The organism is Ferrimonas lipolytica (assembly GCF_012295575.1).
GTDB classification, from domain to species: Bacteria; Pseudomonadota; Gammaproteobacteria; order Enterobacterales; family Shewanellaceae; genus Ferrimonas; species Ferrimonas lipolytica.
The window spans coordinates 1,954,127-1,972,163 of sequence record NZ_CP051180.1; the positions used below are offsets into that span (position 1 = coordinate 1,954,127).

Genomic DNA, 18,037 nt, shown 5'->3' on the forward strand with positions numbered 1-18,037 from the left:
TAGATTGTTATTAAATTGCCAATCACAGAGATTGGATTGAACCTTTTGGCAGCACAGCAGTAACAAAGTCTTTCTTAACGGTCACTTGAGTTTGATCGTTCAGTGCGATTACAACGTAATCGCTGTCGTCAGCAACCTTAGCAATCTTACCTACCAAGCCACCGCTGGTTAGCACTTCGTCGCCTTTAGTCATCGATGAAACCAGCTCTTTATGCTCTTTCACGCGTTTGTTCTGAGGACGCAGAATCATGAAGTAGAACACCACACCGAACAAGGCCAGCATGATCAGTGGCTCAAAACCACCCATAGGAGCTGCTGCATCAGCGGCGTAAGCATTTGCGATAAACATATGAAGTTTCTCTCTTTTATTGGATTAATTAGTCGTTCAGAGGTGGCACATCACGGCCGAGCTTTGCATAGAACTGGGCGACAAAGTCGTCTAGGTTACCCTGCTCAATTGCGCCTCGCAAACCTTCCATAACACGTTGATAATAACGTAAATTGTGAATTGTATTGAGACGTGCACCTAAGATCTCGTTACAGCGATCTAAGTGGTGCAAATATGAACGGGTGTAGTTCTTACAGGTGTAACAATCACACTCCGCTTCAAGCGGCGCGGTATCGTCACGATGTTTGGCGTTACGGATCTTTACCACACCTTCAGCGGTGAACAGGTGACCGTTACGAGCATTACGGGTTGGCATTACGCAGTCGAACATGTCGATGCCGCGACGTACGCCTTCAACCAGATCTTCTGGCTTACCAACACCCATCAAGTAGCGTGGCTTATCTTCCGGGATCTTAGGGCAGATGTGCTCCAGAATGCGGTGCATATCTTCTTTGGGCTCACCAACAGCGAGACCACCAACGGCATAACCATCGAAGCCGATATTAACCAGACCTTCCAATGATTCATCACGCAGGTGCTCATATACACCACCTTGAATGATACCGAACAGGTTGTTCTTGTTCTCAAGCCGATCAAATTCGTCGCGGGAGCGCTGAGCCCAACGCAATGACATCCGCATCGATTTACCGGCTTCTTCTTCAGTCGCAGGGTACGGAGTACATTCGTCGAAGATCATCACGATGTCAGAACCTAAGTGGTACTGAATATCCATCGACTTTTCTGGATCAAGGAAGATCTTGTCACCATTGATTGGGTGACGGAAATGAACACCCGCTTCAGTGATCTTACGAATGTGGCCCAAAGAGAAAACTTGAAAGCCGCCTGAATCGGTCAAAATTGGCTTATGCCAATTCATAAAATCATGCAGATCACCGTGTTTCTGCATCACCTCAGTGCCTGGACGCAGCCACAGGTGGAAGGTGTTGCCCAAACAGATTTGCGCCCCGGTAGCGTCTACTTCTTCAGGAGTCATCCCCTTAACGGTGCCGTAGGTTCCTACTGGCATAAATGCCGGTGTTTCAACGGTTCCGCGATCGAAGGTCAAACGACCACGGCGAGCGCGTCCGTCGGTACCAAGTAGATCAAATTTCATTTTAGTTTTCATAAAAAACCTCAAACCAGAGAAACAGTCTGGTGATGGTAAATGGAGCGCTAAGCGCTTCGTTTAAAGAAGGATGGGGATCAACCACCGCGACTTCAAGCCACGGCAGCAGATATAATGTGGTTGGCTGGTTTCCCAACCAACTCGATTATTCTTGGTGGTTATCGCGGCGACTGACAAACATGGCGTCGCCATAGCTGTAAAAACGATAACCTTGCGCGATGGCGTGCTGGTATGCGGCCATCGTTTGTTGTTGTCCGGCAAAGGCCGACACCAACATAATTAGGGTCGACTCCGGCAGGTGAAAGTTGGTCACCATCGCATCGACAATATGGAACGACTTACCTGGGTATAGGAAAATCGATGTTTCCGATGCAAACGGTGCCAGTAGTTCACCATGACGACGAGCTTCTTGAGCGGCTGACTCTAGCGAGCGTACCGAGGTCGTACCCACTGCGATCACTCGGCCACCGTCGGCCTTAGTTTTTAAGATGGCATCCACCACGGTTTGGTCGACTTCAGCGTATTCTGAGTGCATGTGGTGTTCAGCAATGGTGTCAACTCGAACCGGCTGAAAGGTGCCCGCGCCTACATGCAAGGTTACGTAGGCAACGTTAACGCCTTTTTGTTGCAGTGCGTCGAGCATGGCATCATCAAAGTGCAAGCCGGCCGTCGGTGCAGCAACTGCACCAGGGCGTTGGTTATATACAGTTTGGTAGCGCTCCCGATCGGCCCCCTCATCAGGGCGATCAATATACGGCGGCAATGGCATATGGCCAATCTTGTCTAAGATCGAAAGTACTGGTTCCTCGCCATCAAATTCAATCTCAAACAACGCATCATGACGCTCAACCATGGTTGCGGTTACGTCGTGTTCAAAATGCAGCTTATTACCCGGTTTGGGCGACTTTGAGCAACGAACATGGGCAAGCACGCGCTTACTGTTAAGTACGCGCTCAACCAGCATCTCAAACTTGCCGCCAGAGGCTTTCTGACCAAACACCCGTGCAGGGATAACCCGAGTGTTATTAAACACCATCAGATCGCCAGGGCGTACCAACTCCATTAGATCCGCAAACTGACCATCGTGCAACTCGCCGCTATTGCCATCAAGGTGCAATAAACGGGAGGCGCGACGCTCAGAGGTTGGATAACGAGCGATCAGTTCATCAGGAAGATCAAAGTGGAAATCAGCTACCAGCATGGATTTGTATACTCTTAATGCCTTTAAAAGCGGGGGCGATATTGTAAATCAGCCAACCTCAGTTGCAAGCATAAGCAGGACTCTTTGCCCTTTTGTGCGTTATGTTGTGAAGCTAGGAGGCGTCATCGATGATAAAACAGGTAGGAAACACCCTTATCCAAGCTGTGCACAAGGCCAGTTGCCATTGTGGCGGCGTCGAGTTGGAATTAACGCTGGCCGACGGCACCGTCGAGCCACGTCGCTGTGACTGTTCAATTTGTAGAAGAAGGGGCGCCATTGTCGCGTCAGTGCCATTAGCGGGCTTGCGCATCACCAAAGGCACCGCTCTCCTCAGTCTGTACCAATTCAATACTCGCGCAGCCAAACACTACTTTTGCTCTCGTTGTGGTATCTATACCCATCATCAGCGCAGATCTAATCCGCATCAATATGGCTACAACGTTGCTTGTCTTGAGGGCGTCAACCCATTTGATCTAGGTGAAGTTGACACCATGGATGGGGCCAATCACCCCGTCGATAAACCATCGTGACCAATGCTTCTGGTCGCACTTAAGCGGATATCTAGTTGAACTATCTTTGTCATTTCTATATCGCCGAACGCACCAATACTGACTTTGCCGGTGCCATTGCCGCTGACTTCGTACGCGGCGACCTTACCCCATGGCCCGAGCCATTGCGCACCGGTATGATGCTGCACCGACAAGTTGACAGTTTTGTTGATAGCCATCCGCTGGTACTAGATCTAAAGCAACAGTTTCAGCAACAACATCGGCGCATGGCTGGGATCTTGCTAGATATGGCCTTTGACCATCAGCTAGCGGTAAATTTCCACCAGTGGCACTCACAACCGCTAACGAAGTTTAATCAACGTTGTTATCAAGAGTTGTTAACTGCTCCGGTACTACCGTGTCAGTTGCAGCAATTAGCACCGCGGATCGCTGCTGGAGATTGGTTAGGCCACTACCGCCACAATGACGGCATTAATCGCTCAATCGCTGGCATCGCCACTCGCTTAAGTAAACCGCAACGGCTACTCGATGCTCGCGATGAGATCTGGCGTTTACAATCCCCCATCAAAGCCAACTTTACCGAATTGATGACGCAACTGGTCGAGCACAGCCAGCGATGGCTAGCAACGAAATAAACGCGAGTGATTTAAAATTGGGGTGGTTAGACAAATTTTAGGCAAAAAAAAGGACCAACGAAGGGGTATTGGTCCAAAAGCATGTCACAACTCATCAAGACACGACGGGAAAGAACAGGTGGAACAGTTGCCGTCACGTCACCGTGACGGCGGCTCGGCGTTAACCGAATTGGTTCATAGTGTTATCTTTACCAGAAGCCTTTAGTGCAGCTTCGCCAGAGAAGTACTCTTTGTGATCGTCCCCCATATCAGAACCGGCCATGTTCTGGTGCTTAACACACGCAATAGACTGGCGGATCTCTTGACGCTGAACGTTCTTAACGTATCCCAGCATACCTTGGTCACCAAAGTACTCTTTGGCAAGGTTGTCGGTAGACAGTGCCGCAGTGTGGTAAGTCGGCAAGGTAATCAAGTGGTGGAAAATACCTGCTTCTCGGGCTGCGTCTGCTTGGAAGGTACGGATCTTCGCATCGGCTTCGGCCGCCAGCTCAGACTCATCGTAATCAACACTCATCAGGTTACCACGTTCGTAAGCGCTAACGTCTTTACCCGCTTCAGACCAAGCATCAAATACCTGCTGACGGAAATTAAGGGTCCAGTTAAACGATGGGCTGTTGTTGTAAACCAGCTTAGCGTTTGGCACGGTTTCGCGAATTTTGTTAACCATCTCAGCAATCTGGCCTACGTGTGGCTTTTCAGTTTCAATCCACAACAAGTCAGCGCCGTTCTGCAATGAGGTTACACAGTCAAGAACAACACGGTCTACACCAGTACCTTTACGGAACTGGAACAGGTTTGATGGCAGGCGCTTCGGCTTAAGTAGCTTACCGTTAGCTTTGATTACCACGTCACCATTTTGAATATCAGCAGCGCTATCGATGTAATCACCATCCAAGAAGCTGTTGTACTGATCGCCCAAATCGCCAGGCTCATTGGTTATTGCAATCTGCTTAGTTAGGCCGGCACCCAGGGAGTCGGTACGGGCAACAATCACACCATCATCGACACCTAACTCAAGGAAAGCGTAACGAACTGCGCGGATCTTCGCTAAGAAATCCTCGTGCGGCACGGTTACCTTGCCATCCTGGTGGCCACACTGCTTCTCATCAGAAACTTGGTTTTCAATTTGGATACAGCAAGCACCAGCTTCAATCATCTGCTTAGCCAGCAAGTAGGTTGCTTCCGCGTTACCAAAACCGGCATCGATATCGGCAACAATTGGCACAATATGGGTCTGGTGGCCATCAATTGCAGCCTGAACTTCCGCTTCCTTAGCGCTATCACCAGCATCACGGGCAGCATCTAGGTCACGGAATAAACCACCAAGTTCACGGGCGTCGGCTTGACGAAGGAAAGTGTAGAGCTCGCCAATTAGGCTAGATACGGACGTTTTTTCGTGCATGGACTGATCCGGCAGTGGACCAAACTCACTGCGCAATGCCGCAACCATCCAACCAGACAAGTAAAGATAGCGACGATCGGTGCTGTTGAAGTGTTTCTTAATAGAAATCATCTTCTGTTGACCGATAAAGCCATGCCAGCAACCCAACGATTGGGTGTATTGCGAAGGATCGTTGTCGTAACGCTCCATATCGGCACGCATGATAGCGGCAGTGTATTTAGCGATCTCCAAGCCAGTCTTGAATTTATTTTGTGCCTTCATGCGGGCAGCGTATTCAGGATCGATTGCGTTCCATGAGCTGCCTTTCGACCCAATCAAATTGGCGGCAGAATCGATATCAGACTTGTATGTGGACATGGTTTACTCCTTGTAAACTTGGGGTCGGTTTAGGCAACCGTCTTTTGGGTCAATATTTGATAACCTGGCAAGGTCAGGAAATCAGTTAATTCTTTGGCACTGGTTAGTGAACGGAATAGTTCAGAAGCTTCACCGAAGCGGCCGTTTTCATAACGCGCCTCCCCAAGCTCTTCTCGCACAGTAACCAACTCTTCAAGCAACATCTTTTCAAACAACTGCACCGTTACCAGTTGGCCGTTGTCCAGATGTGTACCGTGTTTAATCCATTGCCATATAGACGCGCGGGAAATCTCTGCTGTGGCCGCATCTTCCATCAAACCATAGATAGGGACACAACCGTTGCCTGAGATCCATGCCTCGATATACTGCACCGCAATACGAATGTTGGCGCGCATACCCGCTTCGGTGGCCTCGCCTTGACAAGGCTCCAACAGCTCTTGGGCACTAATTGGCGCATCGCTGTCACGACTGATGGCCATCTGGTTTGGTAGCTCACCAATGTATTGGTCCATTACTGCCATTGCAGTATCAGCGAGACCAGGGTGGGCAACCCAAGTCCCGTCGTGACCATTTTTGGCTTCCAGCTCTTTATCTGCGTGCACCTTGTTAAGTACCCACTCCTGCTTGGCAGGATCTTTAGCTGGAATAAACGCTGCCATGCCGCCCATCGCTAATGCTCCACGGCGGTGACAAGTGCGGATCAACAGACGCGAATAAGCATTGAGGAACGGTTTTTCCATGGTCACAGCCTGACGATCTGGCAGAACACGATCCGAGTGGTTACGTAGGGTCTTGATGTAACTGAAGATGTAATCCCATCGGCCACAATTTAAGCCAACGATGTTATTACGTAATTCATACAGAATTTCATCCATCTCGAATACCGCAGGCAGGGTTTCAATCAAGCATGTGGCTTTGATTGTGCCGGGCTGCAAGCCAAAACGCTCTTCGGTATATGCAAACACTTCAGCCCACCAGCGAGCTTCAAGGTGGCTCTGCAGTTTGGGAACGTAAAAGTACGGGCCGCTACCGTTATCTAACAGCTGCTGGTAGTTGTGGAAGAAATAGAGACCGAAATCGACCAAAGCACCTGCTATCGGTCGACCTTGCCAATGCAGGTGTACCTCATCGAGATGCAGGCCACGTACACGAGCAATCAATACGGCGGGATCAGGTCTTAACGCATAGCTTTTGCCCGTCGTTGGGTGAGTAAAATCAATTTCACGTCGGATCGCATCGCGCAGGTTCGCTTGGCCCTGCACCACTTTATCCCACGCCGGCGCTAGCGAGTCTTCGAAGTCTGCCATAAACACTTTTACGTCCGCATTTAAGGCGTTGATAACCATCTTGCGCTCAACCGGGCCGGTGATCTCGACACGACGATCTTGCAGATCAGCTGGGATCCCAAGGATCTGCCAATCGCTGTTACGAATAGATGCAGTTTCAGGCAGGAAGTCTGGCAGCTTTCCGTTGTCAATTTGCGCCTGTTTCTCTAAGCGCAGCTGCAATAGTTCGTCACGGCGGACATTAAAGCGCTCAGCTAATTCCTCTACTAATTGCAGAGCTTGAGCAGATAGAATCGCTGCAGATTCTGGTTGTTCTGGACCTAAAATCTCAATGGCGCTTTGGCCACTTTGGATACTCATGGAGACCCTCCTATGCCGAACTTTCAGTTGTAACTTAAAAACTTCCAGCGGCGCCTCAAATCCCTGCGCCTATTAGCCTAATCAGACTGTAGCTTTAAAACTGCAACAACACCCATTCAAAATCAACAAAAAATTAAACGAACGTTTACAAAATAAAACAAAGCGTTGAAAATATTACATAAACTCATCAATCAAAATATGGAGCCTTTACTCCAAACAAACGTTTCATTGAATTAATACTTAGGTCTAACCCTTTGACCGTAATTGGTAATTTAATTTCGTAATTATCAATCACAATTGGTCTGGCCAATTTCATCCTCGGTAGCCTGACCGCGGGTAGCAGCAACAACGATTTAATCGCCTTCGTTTAGATTTCCGTCAACGTAAATTTAAAAATCCCCTTTAATATCAGAGAATAAATAGTAATCAGCGACAAACCTGATCTATGTCACGTTTAAAATTGACGTTAACGTAAACTTTTTCAGAAACGGCTTTGGCATTCCAAATCTGTTTCATAAACACATCAAAATTCAGATTGAACTACATTTTTTGTTGATCAATCTCAACCGCGAATCCTTCGTTGTTTAATGGAAGCAAAGCGAATATGAATAAAAAAGTGTACGAATCGGAGTTGAAAAAACTGCAAATCGAATTGGTGGCTCTACAACAGTGGGTAGAGCAGCAAGGACTTAAGGTGGTTATTCTGTTTGAAGGACGCGACGCTGCAGGTAAAGGTGGCGCGATAAAACGGATCAGCGAAAAACTCAATCCGCGCATCTGCCGGATCGCCGCCCTACCGGCGCCTTCCGATCGAGAAAAAAGTCAGTGGTACTTTCAGCGTTATGTAAGTCACCTACCCGCCAACGGTGAAATAGTGTTGTTTGATCGTAGCTGGTACAACCGCGCTGGGGTTGAACACGTGATGGGGTTTTGCAGCGATAGTGAGTACGCCGAGTTTCTTCGTTCGTGCCCCGAATTCGAACGAATGTTACTGCGATCTGGGTTCGTGCTTATAAAATATTGGTTTTCGGTATCCGACGAAGAGCAAGAGAAGCGCTTTAATGAGCGTCTAAACGATCCGCTCAAGCGGTGGAAATTCTCACCGATGGATCTCGAAGCACGCAGCCGTTGGCAACTTTACTCTGAAGCAAAGGACAGAATGTTTGCCCATACCGATACCCGCCAAAGTCCTTGGTTTGTAATCGACAGTAACGACAAGAAGAAAGCTCGCCTTAATTGCATTCACCACTTGCTGTCGAAGATCCCCTATCAACACATAAGCCACGAAAAAGTGATACTGCCAGAATTAGACACCCGTGGTTACATTCGGGCGCCGGTGGAAGAACAACACTGGGTCGAGGATCATTATCCCGACCAATAAACGCAATCGTGATAAAAACGTGACATCTTCGTGAACTCTAATTGAGAAAGCCGCTTTAGGCTGAGTAATGTTCCCATCAATACTCGGAGACTCAACGGATGAACGTCAAACCACTATTAGTTACTTGCTTACTCGCAGCGCCGCTTGCCCAAGCGGCAACTGTCGATGTATCACTGCAGAACCTAACCCAAGGGATCTACTTTACCCCGCTATTGATCACCGCTCACGACGCCCAATATCAACTATTTAATGCCGGTGAAACCGCTAGCCCAGAGCTTGCAGCCATGGCAGAAGGTGGCGATATATCTGGGCTTGTTGGCATTGCCGATAGCATCGCTGCAATCAGTGTTGCCAACCCAGCAGAAGGCTTGTTAGCACCGGCACAAACCACCACTGCCTCCATTGAGGTTGATGGCGATTACGTGCTGTCTGTGACCGCTATGATTCTTCCCAGCAACGATGGTTTTGTTGGTCTCAACAGCTGGCCTATCCCTTCTGAGGCGGGTAGCTACACCATCTACCTCAACGCTTACGATGCTGGGACCGAAGCCAACAACGAGTTACTAGTTGATGGAGGGGGCGCGCCTGGTTCCTTGGGGATGCCAGCTATTCCTGGTGGGCTTGGGGGCGCGAATGGCATCGGCGTCACGACCGATGAAGCCAATCAAACCATTCATATTCATCGGGGTAACCTTGGCGACAGCGATGCGAACGGCGGCAATAGCGACATCAATAGTACCGTACACCGTTGGTTAAACCCGGTAGCTAAGCTGGTTGTTACCGTTAGCGAATAAGGAGTGGATTATGAAATTCGCCAAGATCGGTTTACTCGCTCTGCCGTTTGTAATCATAGGCTGTAGCGACGATGACAACGACAGCAATGCCGTCATCATAGAAGAAACGCCCATGGCGACCTATCAGGTTGCTTTTACCAATCTTACCAATGCCCAACCGATGTCACCGCTCGCTGCTTATCTGCATGACGGCAGCGTTGCATCATGGCAAATCGGTATGCCAGCGAGCGCAGGCATTGAGGTGTTGGCTGAATCCGGCGATGGTAGCACTTGGCTGGCTGAAGCAACCGCGGCTGGGGCAATGGTAACCGCCAACGGTGAAGGCATAGTAATGCCGGGCAACGAACAACTAGTTACTCTAACGGTAGCGACGCAGCAGTCAGTTTACTTAGGCTTAGCTACCATGCTAGTCAATACCAATGATGCCTTTACCGGAGCTGGCGCGGTATATCTCAACTTAGCGGTAGGTGAGGCAATCAGTGGCGTTGTCCCGGTAATGGACGCAGGCACCGAGGCTAACAGTGAACTGGCAACAACGATTCCTGGACCTGCCGGCGGTGGCACCGGCTATGATGCCGTCCGCGATGACGTTGGCGATTACGTCGCTCGTCATGGTGGTATCGTTGGCATCGACGACGGCAAGATGGACTCCGCTTTGGGCCATCAACACCGTTTTGATTCCCCCGTCGCAAATTGGCGTGTAACACGCATCGAGTAACTCCGGTCTGCTCTGTCATCACCAGAGCAGGATCGGCATGCAGTCTGTTGCCATCCAGTAAATTATTTTACGAGGCAACCATGGCCAGACTGCTAATTATCGAAGATCAGCCAGAAATAAATGAGCTAGTGGCGCTTAACCTTGCCAGTTTAAACCACCAGATTGAGCGGTGCGATAACGGCAAGGTGGGCTACCACCGCGCTCAGAACGAAGCCTTTGATCTAATTGTGTTGGATCTAATGCTACCTGATATGGACGGCCTATCGATCTGCCAACAGCTACGACAACAAGGCTACCCTACCCCGATTTTGATGCTCACTGCCCGCAGCAGTGAAATCGATAGAGTAGTGGGGTTAGAGAGTGGCGCCGACGATTACCTCACCAAACCCTTTAGCATCCGCGAGCTACAAGCCCGTGTTAAGGCGCAGTTACGTCGAGCTGAACTATCTCAACCTACACCACCAAGTGACGAGGAGATCCGCTTTGGCCAGCTGACGATTAACCCACAACGACGGCAGGTGGCTATCGCAGGACAAAGCATTGAGCTAACCGGTACCGAGTTTGATCTGCTCTATTTTTTAGCACAACACCCAGGGCGTGTATTCAGTCGTGAACAGTTGCTAAACAACATCTGGGGCTATCAACACAACGGCTACCAACACACGGTAAACTCTCACATCAATCGGCTACGCTCGAAGCTAGAAAGCGCCAATGCCAGCCAAGCCTACGTATTAACGGTGTGGGGAGTAGGATATAAATTTAATGACCAACTCTAGTGTAAATTCACTCTTTAGCCGGCTATCGCTGGCGTTACTTAGTGCCTTCATCGTCATGGCAGCGCTGTTACTGTGGTTTAGCAAACAGTTAGAACAAGACTATCAAGCCGAAGTAACTCAGCGCCTGCATCGCAACTTGGCTGAGCACATCGTCCACGAAGGACCACTGTTTGTTGACGGTAAACCGGATCCTGCTGCGGTCGAGCACGCCTTTCACAACATGATGATCCTAGGTAAAGGATTTGAATTCTATCTGCTTTCACCCAACGGTAAGCTGCTCAACTTCTCTGCCCCTGCCGGCAAGATTGTCCGCCAGCGGATCGACTTAACCGCCATCAATCATTTTTTACAGCAACAAACCGCGTTGCCACTGCGCGGCCCAGATCCCCGCGGCCACGATCGCAACAAGATCTTTTCGGTCGCCCCGGTGATCATCGACAACACTCTTTATGGTTATCTGTATATCATCATTAATGGTGAAGCCTACGACTCCGTTGCCGCCTCCGTTTCTAGCGACAGTCGCTTTAGCCAAGCGGCGTTGATCCTAGCCAGCACACTAGTATTCCTGCTCGTCGCCTTGCTCGCGCTGTTCTTTTGGTTAACCAAGCCTCTGCGACAACTAAACCAAGGCTTAGCAACACTAGAACAACAGGGCTTTGACGCCCAATCTTTGCGGCTGACTAGTGGCAGTAGCAGCGAGATGAAACAGATAAATGGCGCCTTTAACCGCCTCAGTGAACGCTTGCAGCAGCAGTTTCAGCAGGTCAAGAGTGTCGACGAGATGCGTCGCGAACTTTTAGCTCACGTTAGCCATGATCTGCGCACCCCATTGGCTGCCTTACAAGGCTACTTAGAAACTTGGTTATTGCAGCCTCAACCAGAGCCGGATGACAGGCGCTATATTGAGATTGCCCACGCCAATGCAGAAAAGATCCATAGGATGATCGATCAATTGATTGAGTTGGCGCGATTAGAAAGTGCGCAGGTACCAATGAATATTGAAACCGTAGTGTTGGCTGAGTTGATTCAAGATGTACTACAAAAATACCAACCAGCCGCAGAAGATAAGCAGGTGTTGTTAGACGTACAGCCTAAGGATCCCAGCATCAAGGTCGCGGCTGATATTGAAAAGCTCGAGCGGGTGTTTACCAATCTTATCGACAATGCCCTACGCCACTGCCAAGCGGGAGACAGTATTAGCATCCGCTTGATGCCACAACAGGACAACAAACTGGCGATATCGGTCACCGACAGTGGCATCGGCATTCCCGCTGCCGACCTCCCTCATATCTTTGACCCACACTATAAAGCGGCTAACTCAGTGCGTGGGGACAGTGCCCACAGTGGCCTCGGGCTGGCGATAACCCAAAAGCTACTGGCGTTGCATCAATCGACTATTGCGGTTTCAAGCCAGGTGCAACAAGGTACCGAGTTTCGTTTTGCCTTACCGCAAGCGTAGTGCGGTGATAGTTAAGGTCTGTGGCACGGTTAACAGTTAAGGTTTGCCTTAAGGCTATGGCAATAACGGCTAATGTGCTTTAACAGTATTGGAAACAATAACTGCGTGTTACACCGCCTATTTAAGTAGGTCCTGTACCTGAGAGCGCTCTAGATGACGGACATCTTTGCCTTTAACGTAATAGATGATCTGCTCACAGATGTTTTTACAGCGATCACCAACACGCTCCAACGCGCGCACCGCCCACAGTACGTCTAACACGTTAGGGATAGAGCGTGGATCCTCCATCATAAAGGTCATCAACTGCCGGACTACGCCTTCGTAGGCCTGATCTAGCTTCACATCCTCCTCATGGATGCGCATCGCGGCATCCACATCCATACGGGCAAACGCATCCAGTACATCGTGCAGCATCCGTTGAGCGTGGCGCCCCATGCTATCGAGGGCACTAAGCATGTTGCGAAAGCCAGCGGGGTCTTGCTGCTGCGCCAAACGGGCGATGCGCTCAGCGCTATCGCCAATACGTTCCAACTCTGTCACCGCTTTGGAGATTGCTAGCACCAGACGCAGATCAGATGCTGTCGGCTGGCGCTTGGCAATAATACGGGTGCACTCTTCATCGATATTCACTTCCATCGAGTTAACTCGGCGATCACGCTCAATGATCTTCGCCGCTTCAGCACTATCGCTACGCTGCAGCGCATCCAACGCATCGGTTAACTGCTGCTCCACCAAACCACCCATCGCCATTACATTATTACGAATAGCTTCCAGCTCGGCATTAAACTGGCCGGAGATGTGTTTGCCGATATTCAGGTGTTCCATAAAATCTCCTAGCCCATGCGCCCGGTAATGTAGTCTTCGGTACTTTTAATCGCAGGGGTGGTAAACAGGGTATTGGTGTCACTGTATTCAATCAGCTCTCCCATATACATATAAGCAGTATTGTCAGAAACCCGCGCAGCTTGCTGCATATTATGGGTAACAATGACTACCGTGTAGTTCCGTTTTAACCCCGTTAATAGTTCTTCTATAACCAAGGTGGATAACGGGTCCAGCGCCGAGGTGGGTTCATCGAGCAGCAACACCTTTGGCTCAATCGCCAGCGCGCGTGCAATCACCAAACGCTGCTGCTGACCACCAGATAGCTCCAAGGCACTGCGGCCTAAGCGATCCTTTACTTCATCCCACAAAGCAGCGGCTTTAAGGCCCTTTTCTACTGCTTCATCGAGACGGCGGCGGTCATTAATACCTTGTAACCGCAACCCATAAATCACATTTTCATAGATCGATTTAGGGAACGGGTTAGGCCGTTGAAACACCATACCAACCTTGCGGCGCAGCGCAGCCACATCAACACGGCGACGATAGATATCGGCGCCATCCAATTCAATCTTGCCGTCAATATGACAATCTTCAATCAGATCGTTCATTCGATTCAGGCAGCGCAACAAGGTCGATTTACCACAGCCACTAGGACCAATAAATGCGGTAATTTGATTTTTTGGGATCTTCATGCTGATCCCCGTCAGGGCCTGCGTTTTGCCATAACAAAGGCTCAAATCGCTAATCGAAAACGCGGTCTGCTCTGGCGCTAGGTTTGCTAGGTCTTGATGATTAGCACTGAATAAGTCGGTATCTAACGACAACATAATTCGATCTTCTATCTAATAGTCCAAGCGGCGGTAGCGTTCGCGAATGCTGTTACGCACGCCGATGGCCGTTAAGTTCAGGGTTAAGATCACCGTCACCAATAAAAATGATGTGGCGTACACCAGTGGTCGTACCGCCTCTACGTTAGGGCTTTGAAAACCGACGTCGTAGATATGAAAACCTAGGTGCATAAACTGCCGTTCTAGGTGTACAAACGGGAAGTTACCGTCCACCGGCAGTACCGGTGCCAGTTTGACTACCCCAACCAACATTAATGGCGCTACCTCACCGGCAGCTCGTGCAACCGCAAGAATGAGTCCGGTCATAATTGCTGGCGTTGCCATAGGTAGGATCACTCGCCAAAGCGTTTCCCATTGAGTTGCCCCTAGGGCTAAACTGCCGTGTCGCACCGAAGTTGGGATCCGCGATAGCCCCTCCTCGGTCGAAACGATAACCACCGGCAAGGTCAAAATAGCTAGGGTCAGCGCTGACCACAGTACCCCAGGGCTGCCAAAAGTTGGCGTTGGGAGCGCTTCCGAATAAAACAGCGAATCAATAGAACCACCGATCACGTACACGAAGAAGCCTAACCCAAATACGCCATAAACGATTGATGGCACCCCAGCAAGGTTAATCACCGCAATACGAATAAACTGGGTAATGATGCCTTTGCCGGCGTACTCATGCAGATAAACCGCAGCTAACACCCCAAAGGGTGTGACGATAACCGCCATCAGCATCACCATAAATACCGTGCCGAAAATTGCAGGATAAACCCCACCTTCGGTATTGGACTCCCGTGGTGACTCCGTTAAAAAAGAGAGCACTTCGCTAGCCCAATGTCGCAGTTTATCAGCCAGCGTCATCGCATTGGGAAAGTGCACCTGCACTATCGCTTCAAGTTCGATGGTAATCAGTTCGCCACGCATATCCCGAACTTGCAGATGACCCCGTTGGGCTTGGGTATACAATTTCGCAAGGCGTTGCTCAATCTGCTGATACTCTTGGTCTAGCTGGTGCTGCCGCATCGCAAAGTCAGGCATAGAGCTTGCCATGTGGGTGCTAAGCTCGAACTTACGCTGTGCTAACCGAAGCTGCTCGAGTTCGTAGTTGATGCGACCGATATCATGTTGCTTGAGATTATCGATTTGCCGCTGCACCGCAGTGCTGGTCTCAACGGCTTCAGCTAACCAATGTTTTAGTTCCTCGCCCTGATAGCGACTGCCGTTATATTCAAGAGTCTCCACGGTGCCGTAAAAATTACCGTTGTGGAAGCGTTCAATCACCGCAATATCCGCAGGGGTGGTTTCGCTCATTATCTGATGGCTCCAGACCCAGCGAAAGTCCAGCGGCAGAAGTTCGCGGTTGCCGGTTTTGACCAACACTCGCTCCAGCGTACCGTCATTTTCGGGCACCTCAATGCCCGCCTCTGCCACCAATGCAGCATTCACCAGCTCTCGATTAAAGCGTTCACCTATCAAAATAGACTCGCCCTCGTTGCCGTGTGATTGCAGCTGCCATTGATACACTGGTGCCGGCCAGAAGTAGCTCAAGCCTTTACCAGCAATAACGCAAACTACACCCAGTATCGCAATCAAACTGAGGCTAATAGCACCACTGGTCATCCAAATCCAAGGGGAGCCTGACTTAATCCACGCTTTCATCGTCAGCCCTCTATAACGTCGAGTACTTGCGGCGCAAGCGTTGTCGAATCAACTCGGCCAAGGTGTTAAACAAGAAGGTAAACAAAAACAGCACCAACGCAGTTAAAAACAACACCCGATAGTGGCTACTGCCTACCGCGGCTTCGGGAATTTCCACGGCAATGTTGGCCGCCAGCGAACGCATCCCTTCAAAAATATTCAGCTTCATGATGGCAGTGTTGCCGGTAGCCATCAGCACAATCATGGTTTCGCCAACCGCTCGACCAAACCCCATCATCATCGCTGAGAAGATCCCCGGACTAGCAATAACTAATACCACCCGAGTCAAGGTTTGCCATTGGGTTGCCCCCAGCGCCAGTGAACCATTAACTAAATGACGTGGCACTGAGAAAATCGCATCTTCAGCGATGGAAAAGATGGTAGGTACCACCGCAAACCCCATCGCAATGCCTACCACCAAGGCGTTACGTTGGTTGTAATCGATACCTAATACGTTGGTTACATAGGTACGACCATCGCCATCCATCAACCACAGCTCTAACCACGGGCTAAGCGCAAAACAGCACCAACCGACGAACAACAGTACAGGGATCAGCATCAGTTCCCGATATTGCAGCAGCGAGTTGTGTCGTACCCCTTCCGGAAGGTGACGCCAACCCCATGCCATCAACAACGTTGTCAGAGGCAACATAACCGCTAACAATAAGACCGCAGGCAAATTGTCCTCAACGATTGGCGCCAACCATAAACCGGCCAAAAAACCGAGAATAACCGTTGGCAACGCTTCCATCAGCTCGATGGTCGGCTTGACCATCGTGCGTACCCGCCCACTCATAAAGAAGGCGGTATAGATGGCACCGCAAATCGCTAGCGGCAAGGCAAACGCCACCGCAAACAGAGCGGCCTTGATGGTGCCAAACACCAGCGGCACTAGGCTGAATTTAGCTTCATAGGCTTCAGAGCCAGACGTTGACTGCCACACATACTCCGGCTCAGCGTAGCCTTCATACCAAACCTGCTGCCACAACGAAGTGATTGAAATCTCAGGGTGTTGATTATCAACCTCCATCATTTCAACTCGATTACCTTTATCAACAATCAACCCATCCCCTGCCAAAGAGAACGCCAATGCCGATAATGGCTGATCGCTAAATTGATGATGCAGTAATTGTCGCTCGGAGGTGCTGTATAACAACGTGATTGCACCACTGTCATCGACAACCGCAAAGCTCTTTCTGAACGCCTCAGTAGCCAATAAGCGTGCTGGCTGTGGCAATTGAAAATCGCGAACCTGCATGAATTGGCGGCCGTCGACACCGCGAGCTTCAAACCATTGCGATACTAAGCCACTTTCCATTGCTAGCAATATCGAGCTTTCGCCAGCCAACAGTGCCATGTCATTAATCTGAGCATCGCCGTGTTGGAGCGATTGCCGCAACTCCACCCCGTCAGCATTGACTTGCCAGATCCCAACCCGGTTATCCACTAATGCCACCAACTGATTTTGCTGGCTTGGTAACATCATCAGTTGGCTTACTTCATCAGGCAATTGCTTTAAGACAAGATCTTCCCGCTGCCAAGTTTTAGCGCCAGCGAGATCGGTGCTGCCAGTAAACTGTGTTCGGTGCCACTGGCTCTTATTATCACGCCACACCACCGTCAGCTGATGTTCACTCAATTCAAACGTCAGTTGAGTAATGGCTTCACCGTTACGATCCAGCTGCATTAACGTATCGCCGAGCGGATAGGTAAGTAGTGGCGTACGAATTGAACGCCCCTGCTGGTACTCAACCTTGCCCCCCATATGCACCAACTGCAACTGACCGTTAGACAGCCCAAACAGGGTTACATGTTGATGCTCATTACCACTGGTTGTGGCGGTGATGGTGGCATTAGCAGGGATCGTTACCGTTCTGGTTTGGTGGTCACCGTTAACGCCATAGAATTCGACCACACCTTGATCGGTAACGCGGTAACCAAACTGACCGCTTTCGTCGATGCCCATCTGTATCGATGAGCCTGGTGACAAGGTACTATTTTTAACCGAGGAAGAGATGCTCGCCGAAGCGAAAATAGGCGTAACCACATACAACAGGTAACACAAAATCAGCAACAAGGTGACAAGTACCAAAGATCCACTACTGACAATCGCTCCATGGGCGAGCTTATTTATAAGCACACGCCTGCGACTGCTTTGCAGTTTATCTTCCACCTCAATTCCCATCCGGAATTCACCCACCGTTACTATTTGCTAACGTTACTATATGTCGATTATATGACAGAAAAATTACAGGGTAAGCCTCTAACGCGGAACCGCTTAGTTCTACA

Annotated in this window: 16 protein-coding genes; 7 read left to right on the top strand and 9 right to left on the bottom strand. The window is 49.9% G+C overall.

Annotated features, from left to right (window positions below):
* Positions 1–22: 22 nt before the first annotated feature.
* The 3 genes from yajC to queA form a co-directional block, all read right to left on the bottom strand.
* A complete protein-coding gene (yajC, locus tag HER31_RS09050; RefSeq protein WP_168660276.1) occupies positions 23–349 on the bottom strand; it encodes a preprotein translocase subunit YajC in 327 nt (108 codons plus the stop codon).
* Between the two features lie 28 nt (positions 350–377).
* Entirely contained in the window at positions 378–1,502 is a 1,125-nt protein-coding gene (gene tgt, locus HER31_RS09055) for a tRNA guanosine(34) transglycosylase Tgt (RefSeq protein WP_168660277.1), read from the bottom strand.
* 157 nt (positions 1,503–1,659) lie between these two features.
* Positions 1,660–2,715, bottom strand: a complete 1,056-nt coding sequence (queA, locus tag HER31_RS09060) for a tRNA preQ1(34) S-adenosylmethionine ribosyltransferase-isomerase QueA (protein WP_168660278.1) — start codon at positions 2,713–2,715, stop codon at positions 1,660–1,662.
* Between the two features lie 128 nt (positions 2,716–2,843).
* On the opposite strand from queA, the gene HER31_RS09065 reads away from it, so the two are divergent.
* Together HER31_RS09065 and HER31_RS09070 are read left to right on the top strand one after the other, a co-directional pair.
* Positions 2,844–3,245, top strand: a complete 402-nt coding sequence (locus tag HER31_RS09065) for a GFA family protein (RefSeq protein WP_168660279.1) — start codon at positions 2,844–2,846, stop codon at positions 3,243–3,245.
* Between the two features lie 35 nt (positions 3,246–3,280).
* A complete protein-coding gene (locus tag HER31_RS09070; protein WP_168660280.1) occupies positions 3,281–3,859 on the top strand; it encodes an acyl carrier protein phosphodiesterase in 579 nt (192 codons plus the stop codon).
* Between the two features lie 160 nt (positions 3,860–4,019).
* Here HER31_RS09070 and HER31_RS09075 read toward each other — a convergent pair whose 3' ends face one another.
* On the bottom strand, positions 4,020–5,618 hold the full coding sequence (locus HER31_RS09075; protein WP_168660281.1) for an isocitrate lyase: 1,599 nt from the start codon (positions 5,616–5,618) through the stop codon (positions 4,020–4,022).
* A 29-nt stretch (positions 5,619–5,647) separates the two neighbouring features.
* Positions 5,648–7,264, bottom strand: a complete 1,617-nt coding sequence (gene aceB / locus HER31_RS09080; protein WP_168660282.1) for a malate synthase A — start codon at positions 7,262–7,264, stop codon at positions 5,648–5,650.
* 604 nt (positions 7,265–7,868) lie between these two features.
* Here aceB and ppk2 point away from each other — a divergent pair.
* From ppk2 to HER31_RS09105, 5 genes are all read left to right on the top strand, one after another.
* The gene (gene ppk2, locus HER31_RS09085) at positions 7,869–8,645 is read left to right on the top strand and encodes a polyphosphate kinase 2 (RefSeq protein ID WP_168660283.1); all 777 of its coding nucleotides are present in this window, start codon (positions 7,869–7,871) and stop codon (positions 8,643–8,645) included.
* 98 nt (positions 8,646–8,743) lie between these two features.
* Positions 8,744–9,439 (top strand): spondin domain-containing protein, encoded by a 696-nt coding sequence (locus HER31_RS09090; RefSeq protein ID WP_168660284.1) that lies wholly within the window; start codon positions 8,744–8,746, stop codon positions 9,437–9,439.
* A 10-nt stretch (positions 9,440–9,449) separates the two neighbouring features.
* Positions 9,450–10,157 carry a spondin domain-containing protein gene (locus HER31_RS09095; protein ID WP_202983620.1) on the top strand — a complete coding sequence of 236 codons (708 nt, stop codon included), beginning with the start codon at positions 9,450–9,452 and terminating at the stop codon, positions 10,155–10,157.
* Positions 10,158–10,237: 80 nt separating this feature from the next.
* Positions 10,238–10,933: a response regulator transcription factor gene (locus HER31_RS09100; RefSeq protein ID WP_168660285.1), complete on the top strand. Its 696-nt coding sequence runs from the start codon at positions 10,238–10,240 to the stop codon at positions 10,931–10,933.
* Positions 10,920–12,392 carry a sensor histidine kinase gene (locus tag HER31_RS09105; protein ID WP_168660286.1) on the top strand — a complete coding sequence of 491 codons (1,473 nt, stop codon included), beginning with the start codon at positions 10,920–10,922 and terminating at the stop codon, positions 12,390–12,392. The genes HER31_RS09100 and HER31_RS09105 overlap by 14 nt, the downstream gene beginning before the upstream one ends.
* A 117-nt stretch (positions 12,393–12,509) precedes the next feature.
* Here the strand turns inward: HER31_RS09105 and phoU are convergent, their stop codons facing one another.
* The 4 genes from phoU to HER31_RS09125 are packed head-to-tail and all read right to left on the bottom strand — an operon-like array spanning position 12,510 to position 17,933.
* Positions 12,510–13,217, bottom strand: coding sequence for a phosphate signaling complex protein PhoU (gene phoU / locus HER31_RS09110; protein ID WP_168660287.1), 708 nt, complete (start codon positions 13,215–13,217; stop codon positions 12,510–12,512).
* Positions 13,218–13,225: 8 nt separating this feature from the next.
* On the bottom strand, positions 13,226–14,044 hold the full coding sequence (pstB, locus tag HER31_RS09115) for a phosphate ABC transporter ATP-binding protein PstB (RefSeq protein WP_168660288.1): 819 nt from the start codon (positions 14,042–14,044) through the stop codon (positions 13,226–13,228).
* Positions 14,045–14,059: 15 nt separating this feature from the next.
* Complete coding sequence (gene pstA, locus HER31_RS09120) at positions 14,060–15,709, bottom strand: phosphate ABC transporter permease PstA (protein ID WP_168660289.1); 1,650 nt, start codon at positions 15,707–15,709, stop codon at positions 14,060–14,062.
* A gap of 10 nt (positions 15,710–15,719) precedes the next feature.
* A complete protein-coding gene (locus tag HER31_RS09125; RefSeq protein ID WP_168660290.1) occupies positions 15,720–17,933 on the bottom strand; it encodes an ABC transporter permease subunit in 2,214 nt (737 codons plus the stop codon).
* Between the last annotated feature and the right edge of the window lie 104 nt (positions 17,934–18,037).

What these genes read in the sequence shown, in the direction of transcription:
- pstB (WP_168660288.1), bottom strand. Translation starts at nt 14,044, where the DNA reads ATGTTGTCGTTAGATACCGACTTATTCAGTGCTAATCATCAAGACCTA.
- HER31_RS09125 (WP_168660290.1), bottom strand. Translation starts at nt 17,933, where the DNA reads ATGGGAATTGAGGTGGAAGATAAACTGCAAAGCAGTCGCAGGCGTGTG.
- HER31_RS09090 (WP_168660284.1), top strand. Translation starts at nt 8,744, where the DNA reads ATGAACGTCAAACCACTATTAGTTACTTGCTTACTCGCAGCGCCGCTT.
- phoU (WP_168660287.1), bottom strand. Translation starts at nt 13,217, where the DNA reads ATGGAACACCTGAATATCGGCAAACACATCTCCGGCCAGTTTAATGCC.
- HER31_RS09075 (WP_168660281.1), bottom strand. Translation starts at nt 5,618, where the DNA reads ATGTCCACATACAAGTCTGATATCGATTCTGCCGCCAATTTGATTGGG.
- aceB (WP_168660282.1), bottom strand. Translation starts at nt 7,264, where the DNA reads ATGAGTATCCAAAGTGGCCAAAGCGCCATTGAGATTTTAGGTCCAGAA.
- HER31_RS09100 (WP_168660285.1), top strand. Translation starts at nt 10,238, where the DNA reads ATGGCCAGACTGCTAATTATCGAAGATCAGCCAGAAATAAATGAGCTA.
- HER31_RS09105 (WP_168660286.1), top strand. Translation starts at nt 10,920, where the DNA reads ATGACCAACTCTAGTGTAAATTCACTCTTTAGCCGGCTATCGCTGGCG.
- ppk2 (WP_168660283.1), top strand. Translation starts at nt 7,869, where the DNA reads ATGAATAAAAAAGTGTACGAATCGGAGTTGAAAAAACTGCAAATCGAA.
- queA (WP_168660278.1), bottom strand. Translation starts at nt 2,715, where the DNA reads ATGCTGGTAGCTGATTTCCACTTTGATCTTCCTGATGAACTGATCGCT.
- pstA (WP_168660289.1), bottom strand. Translation starts at nt 15,709, where the DNA reads ATGAAAGCGTGGATTAAGTCAGGCTCCCCTTGGATTTGGATGACCAGT.
- HER31_RS09065 (WP_168660279.1), top strand. Translation starts at nt 2,844, where the DNA reads ATGATAAAACAGGTAGGAAACACCCTTATCCAAGCTGTGCACAAGGCC.
- yajC (WP_168660276.1), bottom strand. Translation starts at nt 349, where the DNA reads ATGTTTATCGCAAATGCTTACGCCGCTGATGCAGCAGCTCCTATGGGT.
- HER31_RS09095 (WP_202983620.1), top strand. Translation starts at nt 9,450, where the DNA reads ATGAAATTCGCCAAGATCGGTTTACTCGCTCTGCCGTTTGTAATCATA.
- tgt (WP_168660277.1), bottom strand. Translation starts at nt 1,502, where the DNA reads ATGAAATTTGATCTACTTGGTACCGACGGACGCGCTCGCCGTGGTCGT.